The following is a 20,351-nucleotide window of genomic DNA, read 5'->3' as shown; positions in this document are numbered from 1 at the left end:
GCGCTCAGTACCCTTCCACAACATGTCTCCCGTTGCGGATCATGATCCGCGCAATGCCGGGGCGGCGTTCGCCGCGGCGCTGCGGGCCAACCGGCTCGCGCGGGGACTGACGCAGGACGAGCTGGCCGCGCGGTCCGGGCTCGGCGTGCGCACGCTCCGCGAGCTCGAGCGCGGCCGGGTGGCCCGGCCGCAGCGCAACACCCTGGCCCTGCTGGCCGACGCGCTCGACCTCACCGGCCCGGACCGCGAGGCGTTCCTCACCTCGGCGACCAACCGGCCGGCGGCGGCCGCGGCGAACGGCGGGCCGCACCTGATCGCCGGGCACGACAGCGTCGCCCGGCGCGGGCGGGCCGGCAACGGGCCGGGGCCCGGGGCGGTACCGCGGCCGGAACCCGGCGACGATCGCCCGCCGGCCCCGGACGGCGCCGCGCGCACCCCGCTGCCGCTGCCCACCATGCCGCCCCTGGTCGGCCGGGACGCCGACGTCAACGAGCTGCTGGGCCTGCTCGGCGCCCGGTCGGCCGAGGTCATCGCGCTGATCGGGATGGCCGGGGTGGGCAAGACCGGGCTCGCCCACGCCGTCGCCCACGAGACGGCGGCCGGCGGATGGACCGCCGTCTCGGTGACGGTCATCGACATCACGCAGCCCCGGGACATCTTCTCCGCCGTCGCCGCGGTGTTCGGGGTGGCGCGGGCGGAGGAGCTGATCGAGCGGTACGGCGACCCCGCCGCCCCGCCCGCCCTGCTCGTGCTCGACGGCGTGGACCGCGCGCCCCGCGCCGCGATGGAGGCGATCGCCTGGCTGCGGGCCCGGGTGCCGGCCGTACGCATGCTGCTCACCAGCCGCCGCCCGCTCGCCGCCGACCTGCCCGGCGTCGTGGACTGGCAGGTGCAGCCGCTGGAGGTGCCGGTCGGGCGGCCGCCGGACATCGCGGCGCTGCGGGAGGTGCCGGCGGTCGCGCTGTTCGTGGAGCGGCTGCGGGCGGTGCGCCGCGCGCCGGCCCGCGACGACGAGGTGCCGACCATCGCCGAGCTGGTCCGCCGGCTCGACGGGCTGCCGCTGGCCATCGAGCTCGCCGCGGCCCGGGGGAGGGTGCTGGAGCTCTCGGAGTTGCTCAGGCGGTACCAGAACAGGATCTTGGATCTTGCCGCCACGGATCCGGCGGGCCGGCGGCTGCGGGATGCGGTCGCGGACAGTTATCAGCTGCTGGCCCCGCACGAGCAGGCGGCGCTGCGCCGGCTGTCCGCGTTCCGCGGGAAGTGGTCGGTGGAGCTGGCCGAGGCGCTGCTCGCCGGGGTGGTGGAGGACGTCGAGGCGGTGCTCGACCGGCTGGTCGGGCTCGGGCTGGTGAGCGTGCGCGGCCCGGGCGACCTGCGCTTCCGGCTGCTCGACGTGGTCTTCGACTTCGCCGCCGAGCGCTGCGCCGGGGCCGGGGAGCTGCGCGCCGCGCGGCTGCGGCACGCCGAGGTCATCACCCGCTACGCCGTGCGCAGTTCGGCCGAGCTGACCGGGCCCGGCGGGGCGGCGGCCATGCTGCGGCTGGACTACCTGATCAGCGACATCCGCACGGCGCTGCGGTACACCGCGGTGCGCGACCCGGAGACCGCGCTCCGGCTCGCGGCGGCCATCCCGCGCTGGTGCCGGCTGCGGGGGCGGGACGTCGAGGGGTACCACCTGCTGCGCCGCCTGCTCGACGATCGCCGCACGCGGGACTGCGACCCCGCGGCCCGGGCCGCGGCCCAGGTCGGCGCGGCGATGCTGGCCGCGGCGCACGGCCGCGGCTTCGAGGAGCTGTGCGCGACCGAGGCGGCCCTGCTGGTGCTCGTCGCGCGCGGCGACGTGACCGGCGAGCTGACCGCGCGGGCCCTGCTGGCCGGGGTCTGGCAGGCCCTCGGCGGCACGGACGAGGCGCGCCGGCACAACGAGGCCGCGCTGGGCGTGGCCGTGCGGGCCGGGCGGGCGCGCGAGATCGCGGTCGTGCAGAACAACCTCGCGTGGCACGACGTGCTCGTCGGCGACCTGCACACGGCGGCGCGGCGGATCGAGGGCGCCGGTCGGCGGGCGGCCGAGGTCGGCGACCCGCGGCTGCGCGCGCTGACCGACGCCAACCTGGCCGAGATCGCCCGGCTGGACGGCCGCTTCGACGAGGCGATCGCGCTGGCCCGGCGGGCCGCGACCACGATCGCCGAGGTCGGTGACCCGGCGCACCGGGTGCGGGTGCTGGGCACGCTGGGCCAGGCCTTCGCCGAGGCGGGGCAGCCGGGCGAGGCCTCGGCGGTGCTGGCCGAGCTGGCCGCGGTCCCCCGCAGCGCCGGCACGGCCGCGCTGGTCAACGGCTATCTGGCCCTGTCGCGCGGGGATCGCCGGGCCGCGGCGGCCGCGTTCGAGGCGGCGGCGAACCTGCTGGCCGGCCGGGACGACATTCGCGACGTGCTCGAGGCCCTGGTCGGGCTGGCCGTCGCGGCCGAGTCGCCGGTCCGGGAGCGGGCGCTGGCCGACCTCGCGGGGCTGCGGGAGCGGGCCCGGATGCGGCTGCTGCCGCGGGAGCATCGGCTGCTGGAGCGGGCGGGGGGCACGGACGAAGACCCCCTGGGTGCGTTGACACGCCTGCCCACCTAACTTCGCCCGTGCCCGGCGAGGTTAATCGCTGGTCAGTCCCACGATTTCCGACATTTCGGATTTGTACTGGCGGTGCTCCCGGGACCTGCCGGTGGTTCTGCCGGTAGCCGATTTGCCAGGTGCATCGACAGCGGTAAGGCTGAAAGCGTGACTCAGGCGGCCGTGCGCATCGACGGCACGCCCTTCCGAACGTCAGGCGGCCGTGCGCATCGACGGCACGCCCGAGGTGGCCTCCGGCCGGACCGCGTCGCGGACCGTGCGCAGCGAGCCCAGCAGGCTCTCCAGCTCCTCCGGCGACAGCCGCCCGGTGAACCACTGCTCGATGAGCGCCACATGCCCGGGCAGGACCTCGCGCATCTTGGCCAGGCCGGCCGCGCTGATCACGGTGAACGAGCCGCGCCGGTCGGTCGGGCACGCGCGGCGCGCGGCCAGCCCGTCGCGCTCCAGCCGGTCGACCACCCGCGTCACGCCGCTCGTGGACAGGCCGGTCTGCGCGGCGAGGTCGGTCATCCGCAACTCCCCGCCCGGCGAGCGGGCCAGGCGCACCAGCACCTCGAAGTCGACGTTGCCGAGCCCGTGCTCGGCCAGCTGGACGTTGAGCCGCGCGTTCACCCCGGTGAAGGCCTCCACGAACAGGCCCATGGCGGTGATTCGCGGATCTTCCAGCAATTCGTCGGTCACGGTGGAAGTCTAACAGGAGAGAGCTTGACGGACGAGAGTCTGCCGTGTGTATATTTGCGGCGGCAATCTTCTTCATCACCGCACAACTGAGGGAGTCATCATGACGGCACCCGCCAACACCCGCGAGTACAACGGTCTGACCATCCCGACCGCCGGCAAGTTCGAGATCGACCCGGCGCACACCCGGGTCAGCTTCGTCGCCCGGCACATGATGGTCAGCAAGGTGCGCGGCGGCTTCACGAGCGCCTCCGGCAGCATCGTGGTCGCCGAGGACCCGCTGGAGTCCAGCGTCGAGGTCACCATCGACGCCGCCAGCATCGACACCGGCGTCGCCGACCGTGACGGCCACCTGCGCAGCCCCGACTTCCTGCACGTGGAGCAGTGGCCGAACCTGACCTTCAAGAGCAAGCGCGTGGTCGGCCTGTCCGGCAACGAGTTCCGCCTGGTCGGCGACCTCACCATCCGCGACACGACCCGCGAGGTCGAGCTGGACGTGGAGTTCGAGGGCCACGCCAAGAGCCCGTGGGGCCAGGAGGTCATCGGCTTCTCCGCGACGACCGAGATCGACCGCGAGGAGTTCGGCATCACGTGGAACCAGGCCCTCGAGACCGGCGGCGTGCTCGTCGGCAAGAAGGTCAAGATCGAGATCGGCGCCGAGGCCGTCCGTCAGGCCTGAGGCGATCGCCTCCGGTATGCCTGATTTGCACGGCTAGGCCGGAGTTTGGCCATCGTGCAGAGGGTGGGCGAAATCTCCCACCCTCTGCAAGGTTCCGCTCACCCTCGGCTGCCATCCTGTCCGTTTTGTCCCTAGCGGTACATCTGGACTACTCCTAACGTGGGTGGTCCAAGAGGCCGGAGGGGCATGCATGGGCCAGGACGTCACACGGGGAGCCTTCTCGCGTGAGGACCGCGCTCGCTACCGACGCAAGGTCCGTCGCTGCCTCGACGTCTTCGCACTGATGCTCAACGATTTCCGCTTCGACTCCGACCGGCCGATGACCGGACTGGAGATCGAGGTGAACCTGATCGACCCGGACGCGCAGCCCGCCATGCGCAACGCCGAGGTGCTCGCCGACCTGGCCGACCCGTCGTTCCAGACCGAACTCGGCCAGTTCAACCTCGAGATCAACGTCGCGCCCCGGCTCATCGAGGGCGACGGCCTGGACGTGTACGAGCGGGAGGTCCTGGCCAGCCTCGTGCACGCCGACGAGCGGGCCCACAAGTCCGACGCCCGCCTGGTGCTGATCGGCATCCTCCCGACGCTGCGCCCCGAGCACCTGGTGCTGGCGAACATGTCGGACGATCCGCGGTACCGGCTGCTCAACGACCAGATCATCAACGCCCGCGGCGAGGACATCGCGCTCGACATCCGCGGCCACGAGCGGCTGGAGGCCCAGTCCGACTCGATCGCCGGCGAGTCGGCGTGCACCAGCGTGCAGTTCCACCTGCAGGTCGCGCCCGAGGCGTTCGCCCAGCACTGGAACGCGTCCCAGGCCATCGCCGGGGTGCAGGTCGCGGTCGGGGCCAACTCGCCGTTCCTGTTCGGCAAGCGGCTGTGGGCCGAGACCCGCATCGCGCTGTTCGAGCAGGCCACCGACACGCGCCCGGAGGAGCTCAAGGCCCAGGGCGTGCGGCCCCGGGTCTGGTTCGGCGAGCGCTGGATCACCTCGATCTTCGACCTGTTCGAGGAGAACGTCCGGTACTTCCCGCCGCTGCTGCCGATCACCGAGGACGAGGACCCGGTGGCGGTGCTGGAGGCCGGCGGCGTGCCCCGCCTCGGCGAGCTCCGCCTGCACAACGGCACGATCTATCGCTGGAACCGGCCGGTGTACGACATCATGAACGGCCGCCCGCACCTGCGCGTCGAGAACCGCTGCCTGCCGGCCGGCCCGACCGTCGTCGACCAGCTGGCCAACGCCGCCTTCTACTTCGGGCTGGTGCGGGAGCTGTGCGAGCAGGACCGGCCACTGTGGACGCAGATGTCGTTCTCGGCGGCCGAGGAGAACTTCCACACCGCCGCCCGCGAGGGGCTCGACGCCCAGGTCTGGTGGCCCGACCTGGGCGAAGTTCCAGTGCCTGATCTGGTACTGGGTGAGCTCCTGCCGATGGCCTCAGCCGGACTGGACCGCTTCGGCGTGGACGGGTCGATCCGCGACCGCCTGCTGGGCGTGATCGAGGGCCGGTGCCGCACCGGTCGCAACGGCGCCGCCTGGCAGATCCGCGTCGTACAGGACCTCGAGGACCGCGGCCACAGCCGGCCCGAGGCCCTGCAACTCATGCTCCGCCGGTACGCCGAAGGCCTGCACGAAAACGTGCCCGTCCACACCTGGCCGGTCTAGAGCCCCATAGACCTTGAGATGATCATGCGCTGGACCTCGGAGGTGCCCTCGCCGATCTCCAGGATCTTGGCGTCGCGGTACATGCGGCCGACCGGCGTCTCGTTCATGAAGCCGTAGCCGCCGTGCACCTGCGTGGCCTCGCGGGCGTTGACCATCGCGGCGTCGCTGGACGCGAGCTTGGCGATCGCGGCCTGGCGCTTGAAGTCGCGCCCGTTGACCAGCCGGCTCGCCGCGTCGTAGTAGGCCAGCCGCGCGGTGTGGGCCCGGCTCTCCATGTCGGCGATCTTGAACTGGATCGCCTGGTACTCCCCGATCGCCTTGCCGAACGCGCGCCGCTGCCGGGCGTAGCTGACCGACTCGTCCACGCAGCCCTGGGCCAGCCCGACCCCGAGCGCGGCGAACGCGACCCGGCCCTCGTCGAGGATGCGCAGGAACTGGGCGTAGCCGCGGCCGCGCTCGCCGAGCAGGTTCTCGGCCGGCACCCGCACGTCGTCGAAGCTCAGCTCGTGGGTGTCGGAGGCGCACCAGCCGACCTTGGAGTAGCCGGGCTGGACGGTGAATCCCGGCGTCCCGCTCGGCACGATGATGGCCGAGAGCTCCTTGCTGCCGTCGGGGTTGACCCCGGTGACCGCGGTGACCGTGACCAGCGCGGTGATGTCGGTGCCGGAATTGGTGATGAAGGCCTTCGAGCCGTTGATCACCCACTCGCCGGCCGCCTCGTCGAGCACGGCCCGGGTCAGGGTGCCGGAGGCGTCGCTGCCCGCGCCGGGCTCGGTCAGGCCGAACGCGGCGAGGGCCTCGCCGGAGGTGAGCCGGGGCAGCCAGCGGTCTTTTTGGGCCGGCGTGCCGTACCGATAAATGGGCATGGCACCTAGCGAGATGCCGGCCTCCAGCGTGACCGCGATCGAGGAGTCGACGCGGGCCAGCTCCTCCAGCGCGATGCACAGCGCGAAGTAGTCGCCGCCCATCCCGCCGTGCTCCTCCGGGAACGGCAGGCCGAACAGGCCCATCTTGCCCATCTGCCGGACCAGGTCGTAGGGGAACGCGTGGCGCTCGTAGTAGTCGCCGATGACCGGGGCGACGGCGTCGCGCGCGAACTCGCGCACGCTCTCGCGCAGCGCCTCGAGCTCCTCGGTCAGGGTGAAGTCGACCATGGCAGGGCCCCTTAAACCGGTGTCACGCCGTGACGGCGACGGGAGAACGTGCGGTCCTTGGACTGGGCCGCGGCGAAGCGGCGCACCAGCTCGGCCCGCAGCGCCGCCGGCTGCACGACGGCGTCGATGACGAGCTCGCTGGCCAGCCGCATGATGTCGATGTCGCGCTCGTAGTCGGCGCGCTTGTCCGCGACGAACGCGGCCCGCTCGGCCTCGTCCTCGATCGCGGCGATCTTGTTGGCGTAGACCGCGTTGACGGCCGCCTCGGCCCCCATCACCGCGATCTTGGCGGTGGGCAGCGCGATCGTGGCGTCGGGCTCGAACCCCGGGCCGGCCATCGCGTAGAGCCCGGCGCCGTAGGCCTTGCGCAGCACCACGCAGATCTTGGGCACCGTGGCCTCGGAGATCGCGGTGATCATCTTGGCCCCGTGCCGGATGATGCCCTGCTTCTCCACCGCCGAGCCGACCATGAAGCCGGGCACGTCGGCCAGGAACAGCAGCGGCACGTTGAACGCGTCGCAGAGCTGGACGAAGCGGGTGGCCTTGTCGGCCGAGTCAACGAAGAGCACGCCGCCCTTGAACATCGAGTTGTTGGCGACCACGCCGACCACGCGCCCGTCGAGGCGGCCGAAGCCGACGGTGAGCTCACGCGCCCACAGCGCCTGGATCTCGAAGAAGGAGCCCTCGTCGAGCAGGCCCTTGACGACCTTGCGCATGTCGAAGGCCTGCCGCTCGCTGGCCGGGATCGCGGGCAGGCCGGTCTCGGCGCGCGGCTCGGCGGCCGGGGGCTGGGCGGTCCAGTTCGACGGGAGGTAGGACAGGTACCGCCGGATCGTGTCGATCGCGTCCTGCTCGGTCTTGCACAGGAAGTGCCCGACGCCGCTCTCGGCGCAGTGCACCCGGGCCCCGCCCATGGCCTCGAGGGTGGTCTTCTCGCCGGTGACCATCTCGACCATGCGGTCGGATCCGAGGTACATCGAGGCGTTGCCCTCGACCATCGCCACGACGTCGCAGAAGGCCGGGATGTAGGCGCCGCCCGCCGCGGAGGGGCCGAAGAGCGCGCAGGCCTGCGGGATGCTGCCGCTGGCCCGGACCTGGGTGTGGAAGATCTTGCCGGCGCCGCGGCGGCCGGGGAACAGCTCGACCTGGTCGGTGATGCGGGCGCCGGCGGAGTCGACGAGGTACACCATCGGCACCCCGGACTCGTAGGCCCGCTCGATGATCCGGATGATCTTCTCGACCGTCCGGGCGCCCCAGGAACCGGCCTTGACCGTGGAGTCGTTGGCCATGAGGCAGATCGGCCGCCCGTCGACGGTCGCCGCGCCGGTGACCACCCCGTCGGCCGGCAGCCCGTCGGCCAGCGCGTTGGCGAACAGCCCGTCCTCGACGAACGAGCCCTCGTCGACCAGCAGGGCCACCCGCTCGCGGGCGAACAGCTTGCCCCGCGCGGCGTTGGCCGCGTGGTACTTCTCCGCGCCGCCGGCCTCGACGCGCTTGCGCGTCTGGTCGAGGCCCTGGTCGAGGGTGTCGCCATCCATGGAGCAACCTCCGCGTCGGCCGCCTGAACGATCGTTCATGTCTAACGATCGTTCAGGTTAGCCGACGCGGAGGTGAAGTTCCAACTTCGCGACGGACCAACTTGGGACACGGGTCGGCGTGTGCCTTGCGGTCCGGGTACCCCCTGCGGATCAGGGGGTACCGCTACCGCGTCAGCAGGAGTAGGCCAGCGCCCCGCCCGAGCTCTGGGCCTGCGAGAAGCCCAGCAGCGAGACGGCGTTGCCGCTGATGTTGACCGGCACCTGGAGCGTGGTGTCGAACTGGTTGCCGTTCAGCAGGCCGGCGTTGAACCCGGTGGTCCAGTCGCCGCAGCCGCCGCGGACCGCGGTCGCGCCGCCGCCCATGCCGCCGTTGCCGTTGCCCCGGCCGTCGTGGTGACGGTGGTGACGACGGCCGCCGTTGTCCCAGCCGCCGTTGTCGTCGCCGTTGTCCCAGCCACCGTTGTCGTCGCCGTTGTCGCCGGCCGCCTGCGCACCGCCGTAGCCGTTGTCGCCGGCCGCCTGCGCGCCGCCGTAGCCGTTGTCGCTGGCCGCGGCCAGGCCGGCCCCGTTGCCGTCGTGGTGCTTCTTGTTCTTGGTCTTCGCGTGCTCGCCGAGGTCGATCGACTTGTTCGTCTTCTTGCTCGCCTTGTGCATGTGCGAAGCGTTGCTGTTGGCGTTCGCGCCGGTGTCGCTGGCGTCGCCGGCCGCGTTGGCGTAGGCACCGGTCGGGGCGGCGTTGTTGTTGCCGTACCCACCGTTGCTGTTGCCCTGGCCGCCGTAGCCGTCGCCACCGTTGCTGTTGCCCTGGCCGCCGTAGCCGCCGTTGCTGTTGCCGTTCCCGTCGCCGTTGCCGTTGCCGTGACCGTGGCCGTGGCCACCGCCCCAGCCGCCGTCGTCGTCGCCGTTGTCCCAGCCGCCGTTGTCGTGGCCGTGGCCGTGGCCGCGACCGCCGTTGTCCATGCCGCCGTCACCCTTGTAGGCGACCGCGCCGCCGCCGCAGCTGGCGGACGAGAAGCCGAGGATGGCAATCGAGTTGCCGCAGAGGTTGATCGGCAGCTGCAGCGTGGTGTCGAGCTGGTTGCCGTTGAGCAGGCCGGCGTTGTAACCGGTCGTGTGGCTCGCCTCGGTGGTCGCGCTCTCGGTCTGGGCGCTCTCGCCCTTGACCGCCCACGCGCCGCCCTGGCTGGACGCGCCCGCGAAGCCCAGCAGCGCGATCGCGTTGCCGGACAGGTTGACCGGCACCTGCAGGGTGCTGTCGAACTGGTTGCCGTTGAGCAGGCCCGCGTTGTAGCCCGAGGTCCAGTCCTCGGTGCGGTTCGCGGCGCTCTCGGTGTAGTCACCCGCGGCGTTGGCGCCCGGGTACGAGTTGTTCTGGGCGGCGTTGTAGTCGCCACCGTTGCTGTTGCCCTGGCCGTCCCCGCCACCGTTGTGGTGACGGTGACGACGGCCGCCGTTGTCCCAGCCGCCGTTGTCGTGGCCACGGCCGTTGTCCGAGGCGATGTCGCCCTTGACCGCGGTCGCGCCGCCGGCCGAGGAGGCGCTGGAGAAGCCGAGCACGGAGATGGCGTTGCCACTCACGTTGACCGGCACCTGCAGCGTGGTGTCGAGCTGGTTGCCGTTGGCCACGCCGGCGTTGTAGCCGGACGTCCAGTCCTCGGTGGTGGCGCTCTCGGTGGCGCTGGCGCTCTCGGTCTTGATCGCGGTGGCGCCGCCGCCGCAGTTCGCGTCGGCGAAGCCGAGCACGGCGATCGAGTTGCCGCAGACGTTGACGGGCACCTGCAGCGTCGTGTCGAACTGGTTGCCGTTCAGCAGGCCGGCGTTGTAGCCCGTCGTCCAGTCGGCGTGCGCGGCCCCGCCCGAGACGAGCAGGAAGCCCGCGGAAAGCACGCCCACATTGAGCGACTTACGAACCCACGTCTTCATGTGGAAGTGAGACCCTTCGGTAGATATCGATCATCGGTACTGCAAAAGTGGGCGCGGAACGGTGCCCGTGAACCTGCGTGCGGGCAGGATCGGACCGGCTCCGCCCTGTCGACGTGCGCCCGGTGTGGTGCGTATTGCGTGTTACAGATGCCGCGATGTGGTCGATGCGGGTCCGCTGGACCTGAGGCAGACGTTCCGTTGGCCCGCTTCGCATCGCGTCGGCTGGCCGGAACTGCCTCAGTCGGGTGAGACTGTCGGCTTCTCGGCTGTTAGCAGCCGCAATTCGACGTCCTCGACCGCGTCCGGCCGGAAGGTCAGCACCTTCGTGCCGGCCGGTGCGGCGGGCAGCACGGCGGCGGCACCGTTCCCGTGGTTGAGGCCCGAGCCGGAGCTCGGCACCCCTGGGGCGAGACCGGCCGCCGGCGGCGCCGGAATGGGCGCCGGGCGGGGCAACAGGGGCACGTGGTGCGTACCCTGCGCAACGTTCCGGTCCTCGACCGGCATGGCGTGCGCGCCGTCCAGTGCCTCGGCGCCCCGCAGGGCGCGGAGGCGGTCGGCGGCACGCGCGGCGGTGACCGAGTCGACGCCGGCACGGGAGGTGCCGGTCGCCGCGGCGGTCAGGTCGCCGGTGGACCCGGTGCGGACCGGCTCGGCCTGGACGGCCGGCTCCTGCGTCCGCTTGTGGTGGGTCCGGGTGATGCCGGCCTTTGCCGGCCTCTTGGTGCTCGCGTGCTTGGCATCCGGCGCGTTTGCCGCCGCCGGATGGGCCGCGCGGTCCACGGTTTGGACCGGCGCCTTCGTGAGTGTCACCGTCCGGTGAACGGTCCCGGTCACGGCCCCGGTGACCGTACCGGTCACGGGTGCGGCGACCTTCGCCACCGGGCTCAGCACCGTCAGCACGGTGCTGGTCAGCAGCCCACCGCGGTGGTCCGGACCCGGTTGAGGCCGGGCCGGCCGGTGCTGGAGGACCTGTGGCTGGTCGCCGCTCATGCCGGAGTGCCGCGCGCCGCCGTCGCCGATGAGCAGGTTGGTCACCGGGGCGAGCAGCGTGGGCCGGTCGGAGCCGTCCGCACCAGAGGCGTGCGCCGCGGACGCCGACAGCAGCCAGGCGACGCCGGCGAACCCGGCGACGATGAGGCCACGAACGGCGAACTTGGCGCAGCGCGACACGGCCTTGCGCTCATTGGTCGACCGGGCCATGTCACCCCCTCAGTACGGTTCATGTCGGGCATACGCCCCACATGTGACTCTTTCCGTACTGAGCAACGAACCGCCCTGGCCGGGGACACGCCACAACACCGGGCGAATCGGACACAAGCCTCAGAGGTGGATTCTCAGCTTTTTGCCAGCGGGACTCTCGGGCCCGCTTTCAGGACCCCCGACGGCAGCTCCCGGCCCACGATCTGCTGGGCGAGGCGACCGGCCTCCAGCAGCTCCCCCAGGTCGATTCCGGTCTCGTACCCCATGTCGTGCAGCATGTGCACGACCTCCTCGGTGGCCACGTTCCCGGTGGCCCCCGGCGCGTACGGGCACCCGCCCAGCCCGCCGATGCTGGCGTCGAACTCCGTCACCCCGAGGCGCAGCGCGGTGAGGATGTTGGCCAGGGCGGTACCGCGGGTGTTGTGGAAGTGCAGCAGCAGCGGCAGGTCCGGGTGGCGCTCGCGGACCGGCCCGACCACGTCCTCGACCCGCCGCGGCGTGCCCATCCCGGTGGTGTCGCCGAACGCGACCCGGTCGGCGCCGTCGGCCACCACCCGGTCGACGATCCCCGCGACCCGGGCCGGGTCGATGTCGCCCTCGAACGGGCAGCCGAAGCTGGTCGCGATGATCACCTCGGCGCTCGCCCCGCCCCGGTGCAGCAGGTCGATCAGGCCGGCGATGTCGTCGAGGGACTCGTCGGTGGACCGGTTCACGTTGCGCCGGTTGTGGGTGTCGGACGCGGAGACGACGACCTCGATCTCGGTGAACCCGGCGGCGAGCGCGCGTTCGGCGCCCTTGGTGTTGGGCACCAGCGCGCTGTACCGGACGGCGGGGTTCTTCTTGGCCCGCTCCCACACCTCGCCGGCGTCGGCCATCTGCGGGATCGCCTTCGGGTGGACGAACGAGACCGCCTCGATCCGGCCGACCCCGGTGCCGGAGAGCGCGTCGAGCAGCCGGACCTTGTCGTCGGCCGGGACCGGGTCCTCGTTCTGCAGGCCGTCGCGCGGCCCGACCTCGCGGATGGACAGGAACGTCATCGCTTGACCTCCCGCATGCGGCCCACGATCCCCGTGTCGTAGTCGCCGGACAGGAACTCGGGGTTGTCCAGCAGCTCGGTGAAGAACGGCAGGTTCACCTTCGGCCCGACGATCTGGAAGTCCGCGACCGCCCGCCGCAGCCGCGCGATGGCATCGGCCCGATCGGTGCCGTGCACGACCAGCTTGGCCATGAGCGAGTCGTAGCTGGGGGTGACCGTGTTCCCGTTCGTGTACCCCGCGTCGACCCGCACCCCGTCGCCCGTCGGCTCGGTCCAGGTCGTGATCGCGCCCGGCCCCGGCAGGAAGCGCTTGGGGTCCTCGGCGTTGACCCGCACCTCGATCGCGTGCCCGGTGACCGTGAGCGCGTCCGGGTCGAACGTCGGGGCCAGCCCGGAGGCCACCCGCAGCTGCTGCTCGACCAGGTCGACGCCGAAGACGGCCTCGGTGATCGGGTGCTCGACCTGCAGCCGCGTGTTCATCTCCAGGAAGAAGAACTGGCCGGTGGTCGGGTCGAACAGGCACTCGACGGTGCCGGCGTTGCGATAGCCGACCGCCTCCCCGGCCCGCACGGCCGCGCCGAGCAGGTCCGCCCGCTGCTGCGGGGTGAGCGCCGGTGAGGGGGTCTCCTCGACGAGCTTCTGGTTGCGGCGCTGCACGGAGCACTCCCGCTCACCCAGCGCCACGACCCGCCCGTCGGCCAACCCCAGAATTTGTACTTCGATGTGCCTGACCCGCGGGAAGTAGCGCTCGATCAGCACGGAACCGTCGCCGAACATGCGCTCGGCGAAGGCGCGCACCTTGTCGTACTCGGCGCGCAGCCCGTCGGCGTCGTCGGCGACCGCCATGCCCATGCCCCCGCCGCCGGCCGCCGCCTTGACCATGACCGGGAAGCCGATCTCCGCCGCCGCCTGCAGGGCCGCATCGGCACTGGTCGCCGGGTCGGTCGTGCCGGGCGCCACCGGGACCCCGGCCGCCGCCATCAGGTTGCGCGCGTTGATCTTGTCGCCCATGGCCGCGATCGCGTCGGCGCCGGGGCCGACCCAGATCAGGCCGTTGTCCACAACCGCGCGGGCGAAGGCGGCGTTCTCCGACAGGAACCCGTACCCCGGGTGGATCGCCTCGGCGCCGGTCGACTTCGCGGCGGTGAGGATGGCCTCGGTGTTGCGGTACGACTGCACCGGGTTGGCGGGCCCGATGGCCACGGCCTCGTCGGCCTCGGCGACGTACGGCAGGAGCGCATCGGCCTCGGAGTACACCGCGATGGTCCTGATGTTCAGCCGCCGAGCGGTCCTGATGACCCGGCGCGCGATCTCACCGCGGTTGGCAACGAGCAACGACCTCAACATTGAGGATTTTCTCCTGTGGACAACTCTGTGGAAAGGAATGCTGAGGGCCTGTGGATAACTTTGTTTTCCCAGCTCACCACGGTGACGGCCATCACTGCCTAGCTTGGCCGCCGGTTCGTCCGGCGTTCACTTCTTCGTAGCGCCGCGATCATCCCTGCAGCGCTGAGAGGGTCGCGGCGCGCAGCAGCTCGGCCCGGCGGGTGCGGTCGACCTCGCCGCCGAGGAACGGCGTCGAGTTCATGAGACCGAACGCGGCGTGCGCGAGGACGCGGGCCTCCCCGTCGTTGAGCTCGCTGCGCAGCGTGGTCAGCGTGCTGACCCACTCCTCGACGTAGAGCCGCTGCAGCCGGCGGATCTGCCGGCGCGGCTCCTCGGGCAGCCGGTCGAGCTCGTGCAGGTGCAGCGCGATGACGGCCGGATTGGCCAGCGCGAACTCGACGTGGAAGTCGACCAGCGCGGCGAGCGCGGCCCGGGGGTCCTGACCGGCGTCGGCGATGTGCGCCTTGCCGCCCGCCAGCAGCTGCTCGCTGACCGGGATCAGCGCCGCGGCGAGCATGGCCTCCTTGCCGGCGAAGTGGTGGTACAGCGCCGGCCCGGTCACGCCGGCCGCCGCCCCGATGTCGTCCATGGACACACCGTGATAGCCCCGCGCGGCGAACAGCCCGACGGCGATCTCGAGAATCTCGTCCCGCCGCGAACGCCGCCGAGGCTGCTGACCTGCGGGCCCGGCCCCGCGGGACTGAGCGGGCGGTCGTACGGCTTGCCGTTCCAGCGTCATGCCAAAAGCCTATCCTCGTGTCAAGCCTGCCACTGAACGCTCGTTAAGCTAAGCACGCCCGGCCGCCGTTCTCCACACGGGGTCACCCTCCGCCTCCCCCTCACGACCCGTCCTATTTGTGACCTGTCGAGCGAAAAATGGGTACCGAGAAGCCTGGCTGCTCCTGCGTCATGCCAGGTAGCGCCCCCGGATCTGCTCGGCCTCCTCGGAGCGGCCCTGCGCCTCGAGCGACTCGGCCAGCATCCAGGCCGAGTTCTGCTCCAGCTGCGACCCCCGCGGCACCGCGCCCAGCACCGACCGGAGCCGCGCCTCGGCCGCCGCCGGGTCGCCCGCGCGCATCAGCGTCTCCGCGTGCAGGAAGTCGGCGTCCAGCGCGTCGCTCAGCGAGCCGATCGAGCGCAGGGCGTCCGCCGCGGCCGACGAGCGGGTCGCCGCCTCGTCCAGCCGGGCGGCCCCGATGTAGATCCGGGCGGCGTCGCAGTTCAGCATGGCGCGCTGCCAGATCACCCAGGGCTCGGCCGGGTCGGCCAGGCCGTCCAGGGAAGCGGCCAGCGCGTCGGCCTCGGCCAGGGCCGACAGCGCGGGCTCGATCTCCCCCGCCCAGCGCAGCGACAGCGCCCGCAGCCGTCGGGTGTACATCTCGGCCTGGATCAGCGCCAGGTCCGCGCCGTCCGCGCGGGCCGCCCGGTACGCGTCCGCCGCCGCCAGGAAGCGCTCGGCGGCCTGGCCGTCGCGGTCGGCCTCGTAGAGCAGCTGCCCCGCCTCCTGCAGCATGCGGCCGCGGGCCGGCAGGTTGTCGAAGCCGTCCAGGTTGGTGGCCAGGGTCTCCAGCAGGCCCAGGGCCAGGTCGAGCTCGCCCAGCTCGCGGTAGACCCGGGAGAGCAGGTAGCGGGTCTGGTCGGCCTGGTCCTGGGCGCCCGCGCGGTCCAGGGCGTCCAGCGAGCTCTCCGCGGCCTCGGCGGCGTCGGTCGGCTGGCCCGCCGCGTGGTACGCCGTGGCCAGGTCGTAGCGCAGCAGCGCGGCCGGCAGGTCCTCGCCGTGGGCCACGTGGTCGGCCACCGCCTCGACCAGGTCGTCGATGGCGTCCGTCGCGCGGTCGGCGGCCAGCCGGGAGCGGGCCCGGCCGACCAGCGCCGAGAGCCGGTAGCTGCGGTCCGAGGCCAGCACCAGGGCCTGGTCGAAGCCGGCCGTGGCGTCGTCGAAGCGCTCCAGGTTGCCCAGCGCGTGGGCGCGGATCAGGGCCGGGATCCCGGCGGCCGGCGGGGTGCCCAGCACCGCGTACTGCGCCAGCGAGTCCTCCGCCGCGACCACCGCCTCGTCGTAGCGCTCCATCACCAGCAGCGCCCGGGAGCGGCGGGAGGCCAGCTCGGCCAGCAGGGTGGGCTTGGCCGGCTGCTCGGCGAGGGCCGCGTCGATCGCGAGCAGCGCGTCCTCGGGCCGGTCCAGCCGCATGAGCGCGCCCTCGGCCCGCAGCCGCGCCTCGGCCCGCAGGTCGGGGTCGGCGTCCGGGTGGGCCACGATGCGCCGGGTCAGCGCGTCGAGCTCGGCCAGCATGTCGTCGTCGGCCTCGCGGGCCAGCACGCTGCGGGACTCCGCGGCCAGGGCCTTGACCTCGTGGCCGAGGGCCCGGTGCAGCTCCGCGGTCTGCCGGAACAGGGCCTCGGCGTCGGGCCCGCCGTCGTTGCGGATGGCGGTGAGCCGGGCCTGCCCGTCGAGGCGGCGCACGGCCAGCTCGGCCGGCGGCTCCGGGAACAGCTCGTCGAACCGGGCGAACGCGGCCTCAACGGCGTCGACCCGGTGCTCGTCGTACAGCTCCCACGCCCGATCCATCAGCGCCCCGGCCTCGGTCGGCAGCTCGGCCGCCGGCACGGTCCCGGGCGCGCCGGACGGGGTCGCGGCCTGGGTGCGCCGGGCGACCGCGCTCAGCGGCAGGTGCTCGGCCAGCGGCGGCGCGGCCAGCAGCGCCTCGATCCGCGCCGAGATCGCGTCGGAGCCGTTGCGCTCGTCGAACTTGGCCGCCCACTCGCGGGCCCGCGCGGCCAGCCGGCCGGCGAGCTCACCCGCGGTCGTGGCGCCCAGCGGCAGGGCCGGGTCGAGCCGGCCGAGCAGCAGCGCCGACGCGGCCGCGAACCACATCTCCGCCTGCGGGTTGGGCGAGCGCTCCAGCCACGGCAGGTGCCGCTGGACGATCTCCAGCCCGCGGGTCTCGTTGCCGGTCCGCGCGCAGAACTCGATGTGGTCGGCGATGCTCTGCATGTCGGCGAGGTTGCCGCGCAGCCGCCGGTAGGCCTGCCGGTGCGCGTCGGCCGCCTCGCTCAGCCGCCCGGTCCGCACGTAGGGCACCATCAGCGAGGTCAGGATCGACTGCGGCTGCTCGACGCAGGTCAGCCGGCCGGCCAGGACCGGCGCGGCCATCGCCACCGCCTCCTCGTCGCGGCCCCGGCTGACCAGGTGGTCGACCTTCTCGCCCGGGTCGCAGCCGGCGCAGTCGGAGTTCTGGTCGCGGGGCTCGGCGCTCCATTTCGCGTACCACTCGTCGGCCGACTCGTCGCCCACGTGCGCGGCGACCTGGTAGCGGTACGCGTAGACGGCGTGCAGGCTGTGCCCGCCCGCCCGGAACCGGCGCTCCATGTCGTCGAGCACGTCATAGGTGCGCCCGAGCGGCACGGCCGGGAACTTCAGCAGGCCGTTCACCATGTACTTGAAGTGCCAGAGCAGCATGTGCTCGTCCTGCTCGTCGAAGCGCTCCGGGTGCGCGTCGTACTCCGAGCGGCACCACGAGAACGTGACGAACGACTTCGCCGTCTCGCCGCCGTGCACGTAGGCCGTGGTCGCGAACAGCCGCGAGGCCAGCTGCAGCTCCTGGTGGCCGCCCGCGTCGGCGTGCTGCATGACCTGCTCGACCAGCGCGATCTGGGCGCCGCCGTAGGGCATGTGGTACGCCTCGCGGAGCAGCGACCACAGCTCCTCTTCACTCTTCATGTCCGACCGCCTTGTTGAGCAGGCCCAGGAACGAGCCGTTGAGCAGCGCGGCGTCGGCCGGCCGCAGCGGATGGTGACCCAGCAGCAGGGCCTGGCCGTAGAGGCCCTCGACGGCGAGCCGGACCAGGTCCGCGTCGGGGATCTCGGTGACCCGCCGCACGAGCGGGTTGCGGTAGTTCAGCACCAGCTGGGAGCGGTCCTGCTCGTCGGTGCGGGCGAGGGCGTCGAGCACGTCGGCCCACACGTCGTCGACCCGCTCGCGGGTGGCCCGCAGCTCGGCCGCGAACGCGGCCGACCGGCTGGTCAGGTACATCGCGGGCACCGCGGCCGGATCGTAGGCCCGCAGCACCACCTCGCAGCCGAGGCGGTCCAGCGCCCGCTGGGCCAGCTGCAGGAACGGCCGCTTGGCCAGCTCCACCTCCGGCTCGAGGGCGTCGAAGGCGGTGGTCAGGTCGCCCGGCTCGACCTTTTCGATCAGCGCGCCCGGCTCGACCTGCGGGAGCCGCTCGATGATCTCGGTGTCGTAGATGTAGCCGGCGTTGACCAGCGGCAGCCCCTGCGCCGCCGCGACCGCGCCGATCTGGCGGAACTCGTCGAGCTGGGAGGAGTACCGGATCAGGCCGTGTTGCGCCCGGAAGTCCGCGAGCGTCATCCGGCCCGTGTTGGTCTCCATCGGCCACCAGCGGTCGACCAGCCGCAGCATCTCGTCGTCGTGCAGCGCCAGCGCCTTGACCCCGAGGTGGTGCACGTCGAGGAACTCGCCCAGCCGCCGCGGGTTGCGCCCGGCCAGCTGCATCAGCCAGCCGCGCAGCTGGTCGCCGAGGGCCTCGCGGGTCGCCTCCAGCAGCGAGTCCTCGTAGAGCGCCTCCCGGCTCGCGGTCGGGCGCAGCTCGCCGGCGTCGATCACGACGCGCGCGAAGAACGCCCACGGCGGCAGGACCCCCTCGGCCCCCTCCGCCAGCAGCATCCGCTTGAGATAGACCCGGTGCCCGGCCCGCGCCGCCGGGTTGGCCGGCGTGGGCAGCACGAACGCGACCCCGGTGAGCCCGGATTCCGGCACCGCCAGGTCGATCACGTCGAAGGGCACAAAGCCGAAGAGCTCTCGGCAGTACTCGCTGAGCCTCTCCCGCCGCGCCGCTCCCCCCGGCGCCCAAGGCAGCCCCTCGCCGCTGATCGGCACCCCGCCGACCTCGACCCGGAAGGGCAGCAGCGAGCCGTAGAGCGACGCCAGCCCGGCCACGGTCCGGCGCTGCAGCCAGTCCTCGGCGTCGCGGCGCGGCACGAGCGTCACCGTCGTGCCGACCTGGGCGCGGTGGTGCCCGCCGGTCTCGACGCTGTAGCGCCCGTCGGCGTAGCCGCGCCACAGCACGGCCGGCCCGTTCTCCGCCCGGGTCAGCACCCGGATCTCGTCGGCGACGAGGAAGCAGGAGAGCAGCCCGATGCCGAACTGCCCGAGAAAGTCGTGCCGGGCGAAGCCGAGGTCGTCCCGCTTCGAGCTGCGCCCGATGGTGGCGAGGAACTGGTGCACCTGGTCCTCGGTGAGGCCGATGCCGGTGTCGGTGACCCGCAGCGTGCCGTCGCCGGTCACGTCGGGCGGCTCGACGCTGATCGCCGCGGGCGCCGTCGGGTCGGCGGCGCGCCGGGCCGTGATCGCGTCGACGGCGTTCTGCAGCAGCTCCCGGACATAGACCCGGGGGCTCGCGTAGAGGTGATGGCTGAGCAGGTCGACGATGCCGCGGAGGTCTACTTGGAACGTCCGATCCACGCGGGCAACCTACCGCGTGGGTACGACATTTCCCGCCCCGGTTTCCACCACGGTGATCGACTTCAGTGCGCCCGGTACATTCTGGCGGTGAATCGTGACGCCGCCGCCGCGAGCCTGACCGGCCTCTCCGTCGGGGACGCGCTCGGTGCCCCGTACGAGATGCAGCAGGATCCTGTCTTCGCCCTTCGGCCCGGGCCGTGGCGCTGGACCGACGACACGGAGATGGCCTGCACGCTGCTGCAGGCGCTCCATCGCGACGGCGAGGTCGACCAGGGCCAGCTGGCCCTCGCGTTCGCGCGGCGCTGGAGCGCCGACCGCGGGTACGGCCGCGGCGCTCGCACGTTGCTCACGAGCATCGCCGACGGGGTGCCGTGGCGCTCGGCCGCGGGGGCGCTGTTCTCCGGGCGCGGTTCGGCCGGCAACGGGGCCGCGATGCGGGTCGCGCCGCTGGGCGCCTTCTTCTCCGCCGATCCGGATCTCGCCGCCCGCCAGGCGGTGCTGTCGGCCGAGGTGACCCACCGGCACCCCGAGGGCGTGGCCGGCGCGGTCGCGGTCGCCCTGGCCGCCGCGTACGCCGCCGCCGACCCGAGCCCGACCGGCCTGCTCCGCCTGGTGCTGCACCACCTGCCGCCGTCCGACGTGCGCGACGGGATCGGCCGGGCCACCCGGATCGCGCCGGAGACCGACCCGCGGGCGGCCGCCGCCGAGCTCGGCAACGGCTCGCACGCGCTCGCGCAGGACACGGTGCCGTTCGCGCTGTGGGTCGCGGCGGGGCATCTGGAGGACTACCCGAAGGCGCTGGAGGCCTGTGTACTGGCCGGCGGCGACGTCGACACGCTGTGCGCGATCGCCGGCGGGATCGTGGCGGCCCGGACCGGTACCGGTGGCATTCCTGCCGAATGGATCGTCGCCCGTGAACCGCTGCCAGATTGGTTTCAGAGTCCATAGTCACAGTACGTGAGCAATAGGCTGTTGCGCAGGCAAATGC

The 20,351-nt window shown here is 72.6% G+C and carries 14 protein-coding genes; 4 read left to right on the top strand and 10 right to left on the bottom strand.

Annotated features, from left to right (window positions below):
* The first annotated feature begins 22 nt into the window (after positions 1–22).
* Positions 23–2,620 (top strand): ATP-binding protein, encoded by a 2,598-nt coding sequence (locus tag ACQPZ4_RS00290; protein WP_433054338.1) that lies wholly within the window; start codon positions 23–25, stop codon positions 2,618–2,620.
* Positions 2,621–2,812: 192 nt separating this feature from the next.
* Here the strand turns inward: ACQPZ4_RS00290 and ACQPZ4_RS00285 are convergent, their stop codons facing one another.
* Positions 2,813–3,301, bottom strand: coding sequence for a MarR family winged helix-turn-helix transcriptional regulator (locus ACQPZ4_RS00285; RefSeq protein ID WP_433054335.1), 489 nt, complete (start codon positions 3,299–3,301; stop codon positions 2,813–2,815).
* Between the two features lie 100 nt (positions 3,302–3,401).
* On the opposite strand from ACQPZ4_RS00285, the gene ACQPZ4_RS00280 reads away from it, so the two are divergent.
* Together ACQPZ4_RS00280 and ACQPZ4_RS00275 are read left to right on the top strand one after the other, a co-directional pair.
* On the top strand, positions 3,402–3,977 hold the full coding sequence (locus ACQPZ4_RS00280) for a YceI family protein (protein WP_433054332.1): 576 nt from the start codon (positions 3,402–3,404) through the stop codon (positions 3,975–3,977).
* A gap of 190 nt (positions 3,978–4,167) precedes the next feature.
* Positions 4,168–5,640, top strand: a complete 1,473-nt coding sequence (locus tag ACQPZ4_RS00275; RefSeq protein ID WP_433054329.1) for a glutamate--cysteine ligase — start codon at positions 4,168–4,170, stop codon at positions 5,638–5,640.
* On the opposite strand, the gene ACQPZ4_RS00270 is transcribed toward ACQPZ4_RS00275, so the two are convergent.
* From ACQPZ4_RS00270 to ACQPZ4_RS00230, 9 genes are all read right to left on the bottom strand, one after another.
* A complete protein-coding gene (locus tag ACQPZ4_RS00270; RefSeq protein ID WP_433054326.1) occupies positions 5,637–6,794 on the bottom strand; it encodes an acyl-CoA dehydrogenase family protein in 1,158 nt (385 codons plus the stop codon). The genes ACQPZ4_RS00275 and ACQPZ4_RS00270 overlap by 4 nt on opposite strands.
* Before the next feature lie 11 nt (positions 6,795–6,805).
* On the bottom strand, positions 6,806–8,332 hold the full coding sequence (locus ACQPZ4_RS00265) for an acyl-CoA carboxylase subunit beta (protein WP_433054323.1): 1,527 nt from the start codon (positions 8,330–8,332) through the stop codon (positions 6,806–6,808).
* A 171-nt stretch (positions 8,333–8,503) separates the two neighbouring features.
* Positions 8,504–10,255 carry a chaplin family protein gene (locus ACQPZ4_RS00260; RefSeq protein WP_433054320.1) on the bottom strand — a complete coding sequence of 584 codons (1,752 nt, stop codon included), beginning with the start codon at positions 10,253–10,255 and terminating at the stop codon, positions 8,504–8,506.
* 237 nt (positions 10,256–10,492) lie between these two features.
* Positions 10,493–11,455, bottom strand: coding sequence for a hypothetical protein (locus ACQPZ4_RS00255; RefSeq protein WP_433054317.1), 963 nt, complete (start codon positions 11,453–11,455; stop codon positions 10,493–10,495).
* Between the two features lie 134 nt (positions 11,456–11,589).
* The gene (locus ACQPZ4_RS00250) at positions 11,590–12,492 is read right to left on the bottom strand and encodes a hydroxymethylglutaryl-CoA lyase (RefSeq protein WP_433054314.1); all 903 of its coding nucleotides are present in this window, start codon (positions 12,490–12,492) and stop codon (positions 11,590–11,592) included.
* Positions 12,489–13,838: an acetyl-CoA carboxylase biotin carboxylase subunit gene (locus ACQPZ4_RS00245; RefSeq protein ID WP_433054311.1), complete on the bottom strand. Its 1,350-nt coding sequence runs from the start codon at positions 13,836–13,838 to the stop codon at positions 12,489–12,491. Before ACQPZ4_RS00245 ends, ACQPZ4_RS00250 begins: the two co-directional genes overlap by 4 nt.
* Before the next feature lie 148 nt (positions 13,839–13,986).
* Complete coding sequence (locus ACQPZ4_RS00240; protein WP_433054308.1) at positions 13,987–14,616, bottom strand: TetR/AcrR family transcriptional regulator; 630 nt, start codon at positions 14,614–14,616, stop codon at positions 13,987–13,989.
* A gap of 168 nt (positions 14,617–14,784) precedes the next feature.
* Positions 14,785–17,598, bottom strand: a complete 2,814-nt coding sequence (locus ACQPZ4_RS00235; RefSeq protein ID WP_433054305.1) for a hypothetical protein — start codon at positions 17,596–17,598, stop codon at positions 14,785–14,787.
* Positions 17,588–19,363, bottom strand: coding sequence for an HSP90 family protein (locus ACQPZ4_RS00230; protein WP_433054302.1), 1,776 nt, complete (start codon positions 19,361–19,363; stop codon positions 17,588–17,590). The genes ACQPZ4_RS00235 and ACQPZ4_RS00230 overlap by 11 nt, the downstream gene beginning before the upstream one ends.
* Positions 19,364–19,441: 78 nt before the next feature.
* On the opposite strand from ACQPZ4_RS00230, the gene ACQPZ4_RS00225 reads away from it, so the two are divergent.
* Positions 19,442–20,311 (top strand): ADP-ribosylglycohydrolase family protein, encoded by an 870-nt coding sequence (locus ACQPZ4_RS00225; protein WP_433067126.1) that lies wholly within the window; start codon positions 19,442–19,444, stop codon positions 20,309–20,311.
* The last annotated feature ends 40 nt before the right edge of the window (positions 20,312–20,351 follow it).

Origin of the sequence: Dactylosporangium sp. CS-033363 (assembly GCF_050942475.1) — a bacterium.
Classification (GTDB): Bacteria; Actinomycetota; Actinomycetes; order Mycobacteriales; family Micromonosporaceae; genus Dactylosporangium.
Note: the sequence above shows the minus strand (reverse complement) of the source record. Positions and strands in the feature narration are given on the sequence as shown.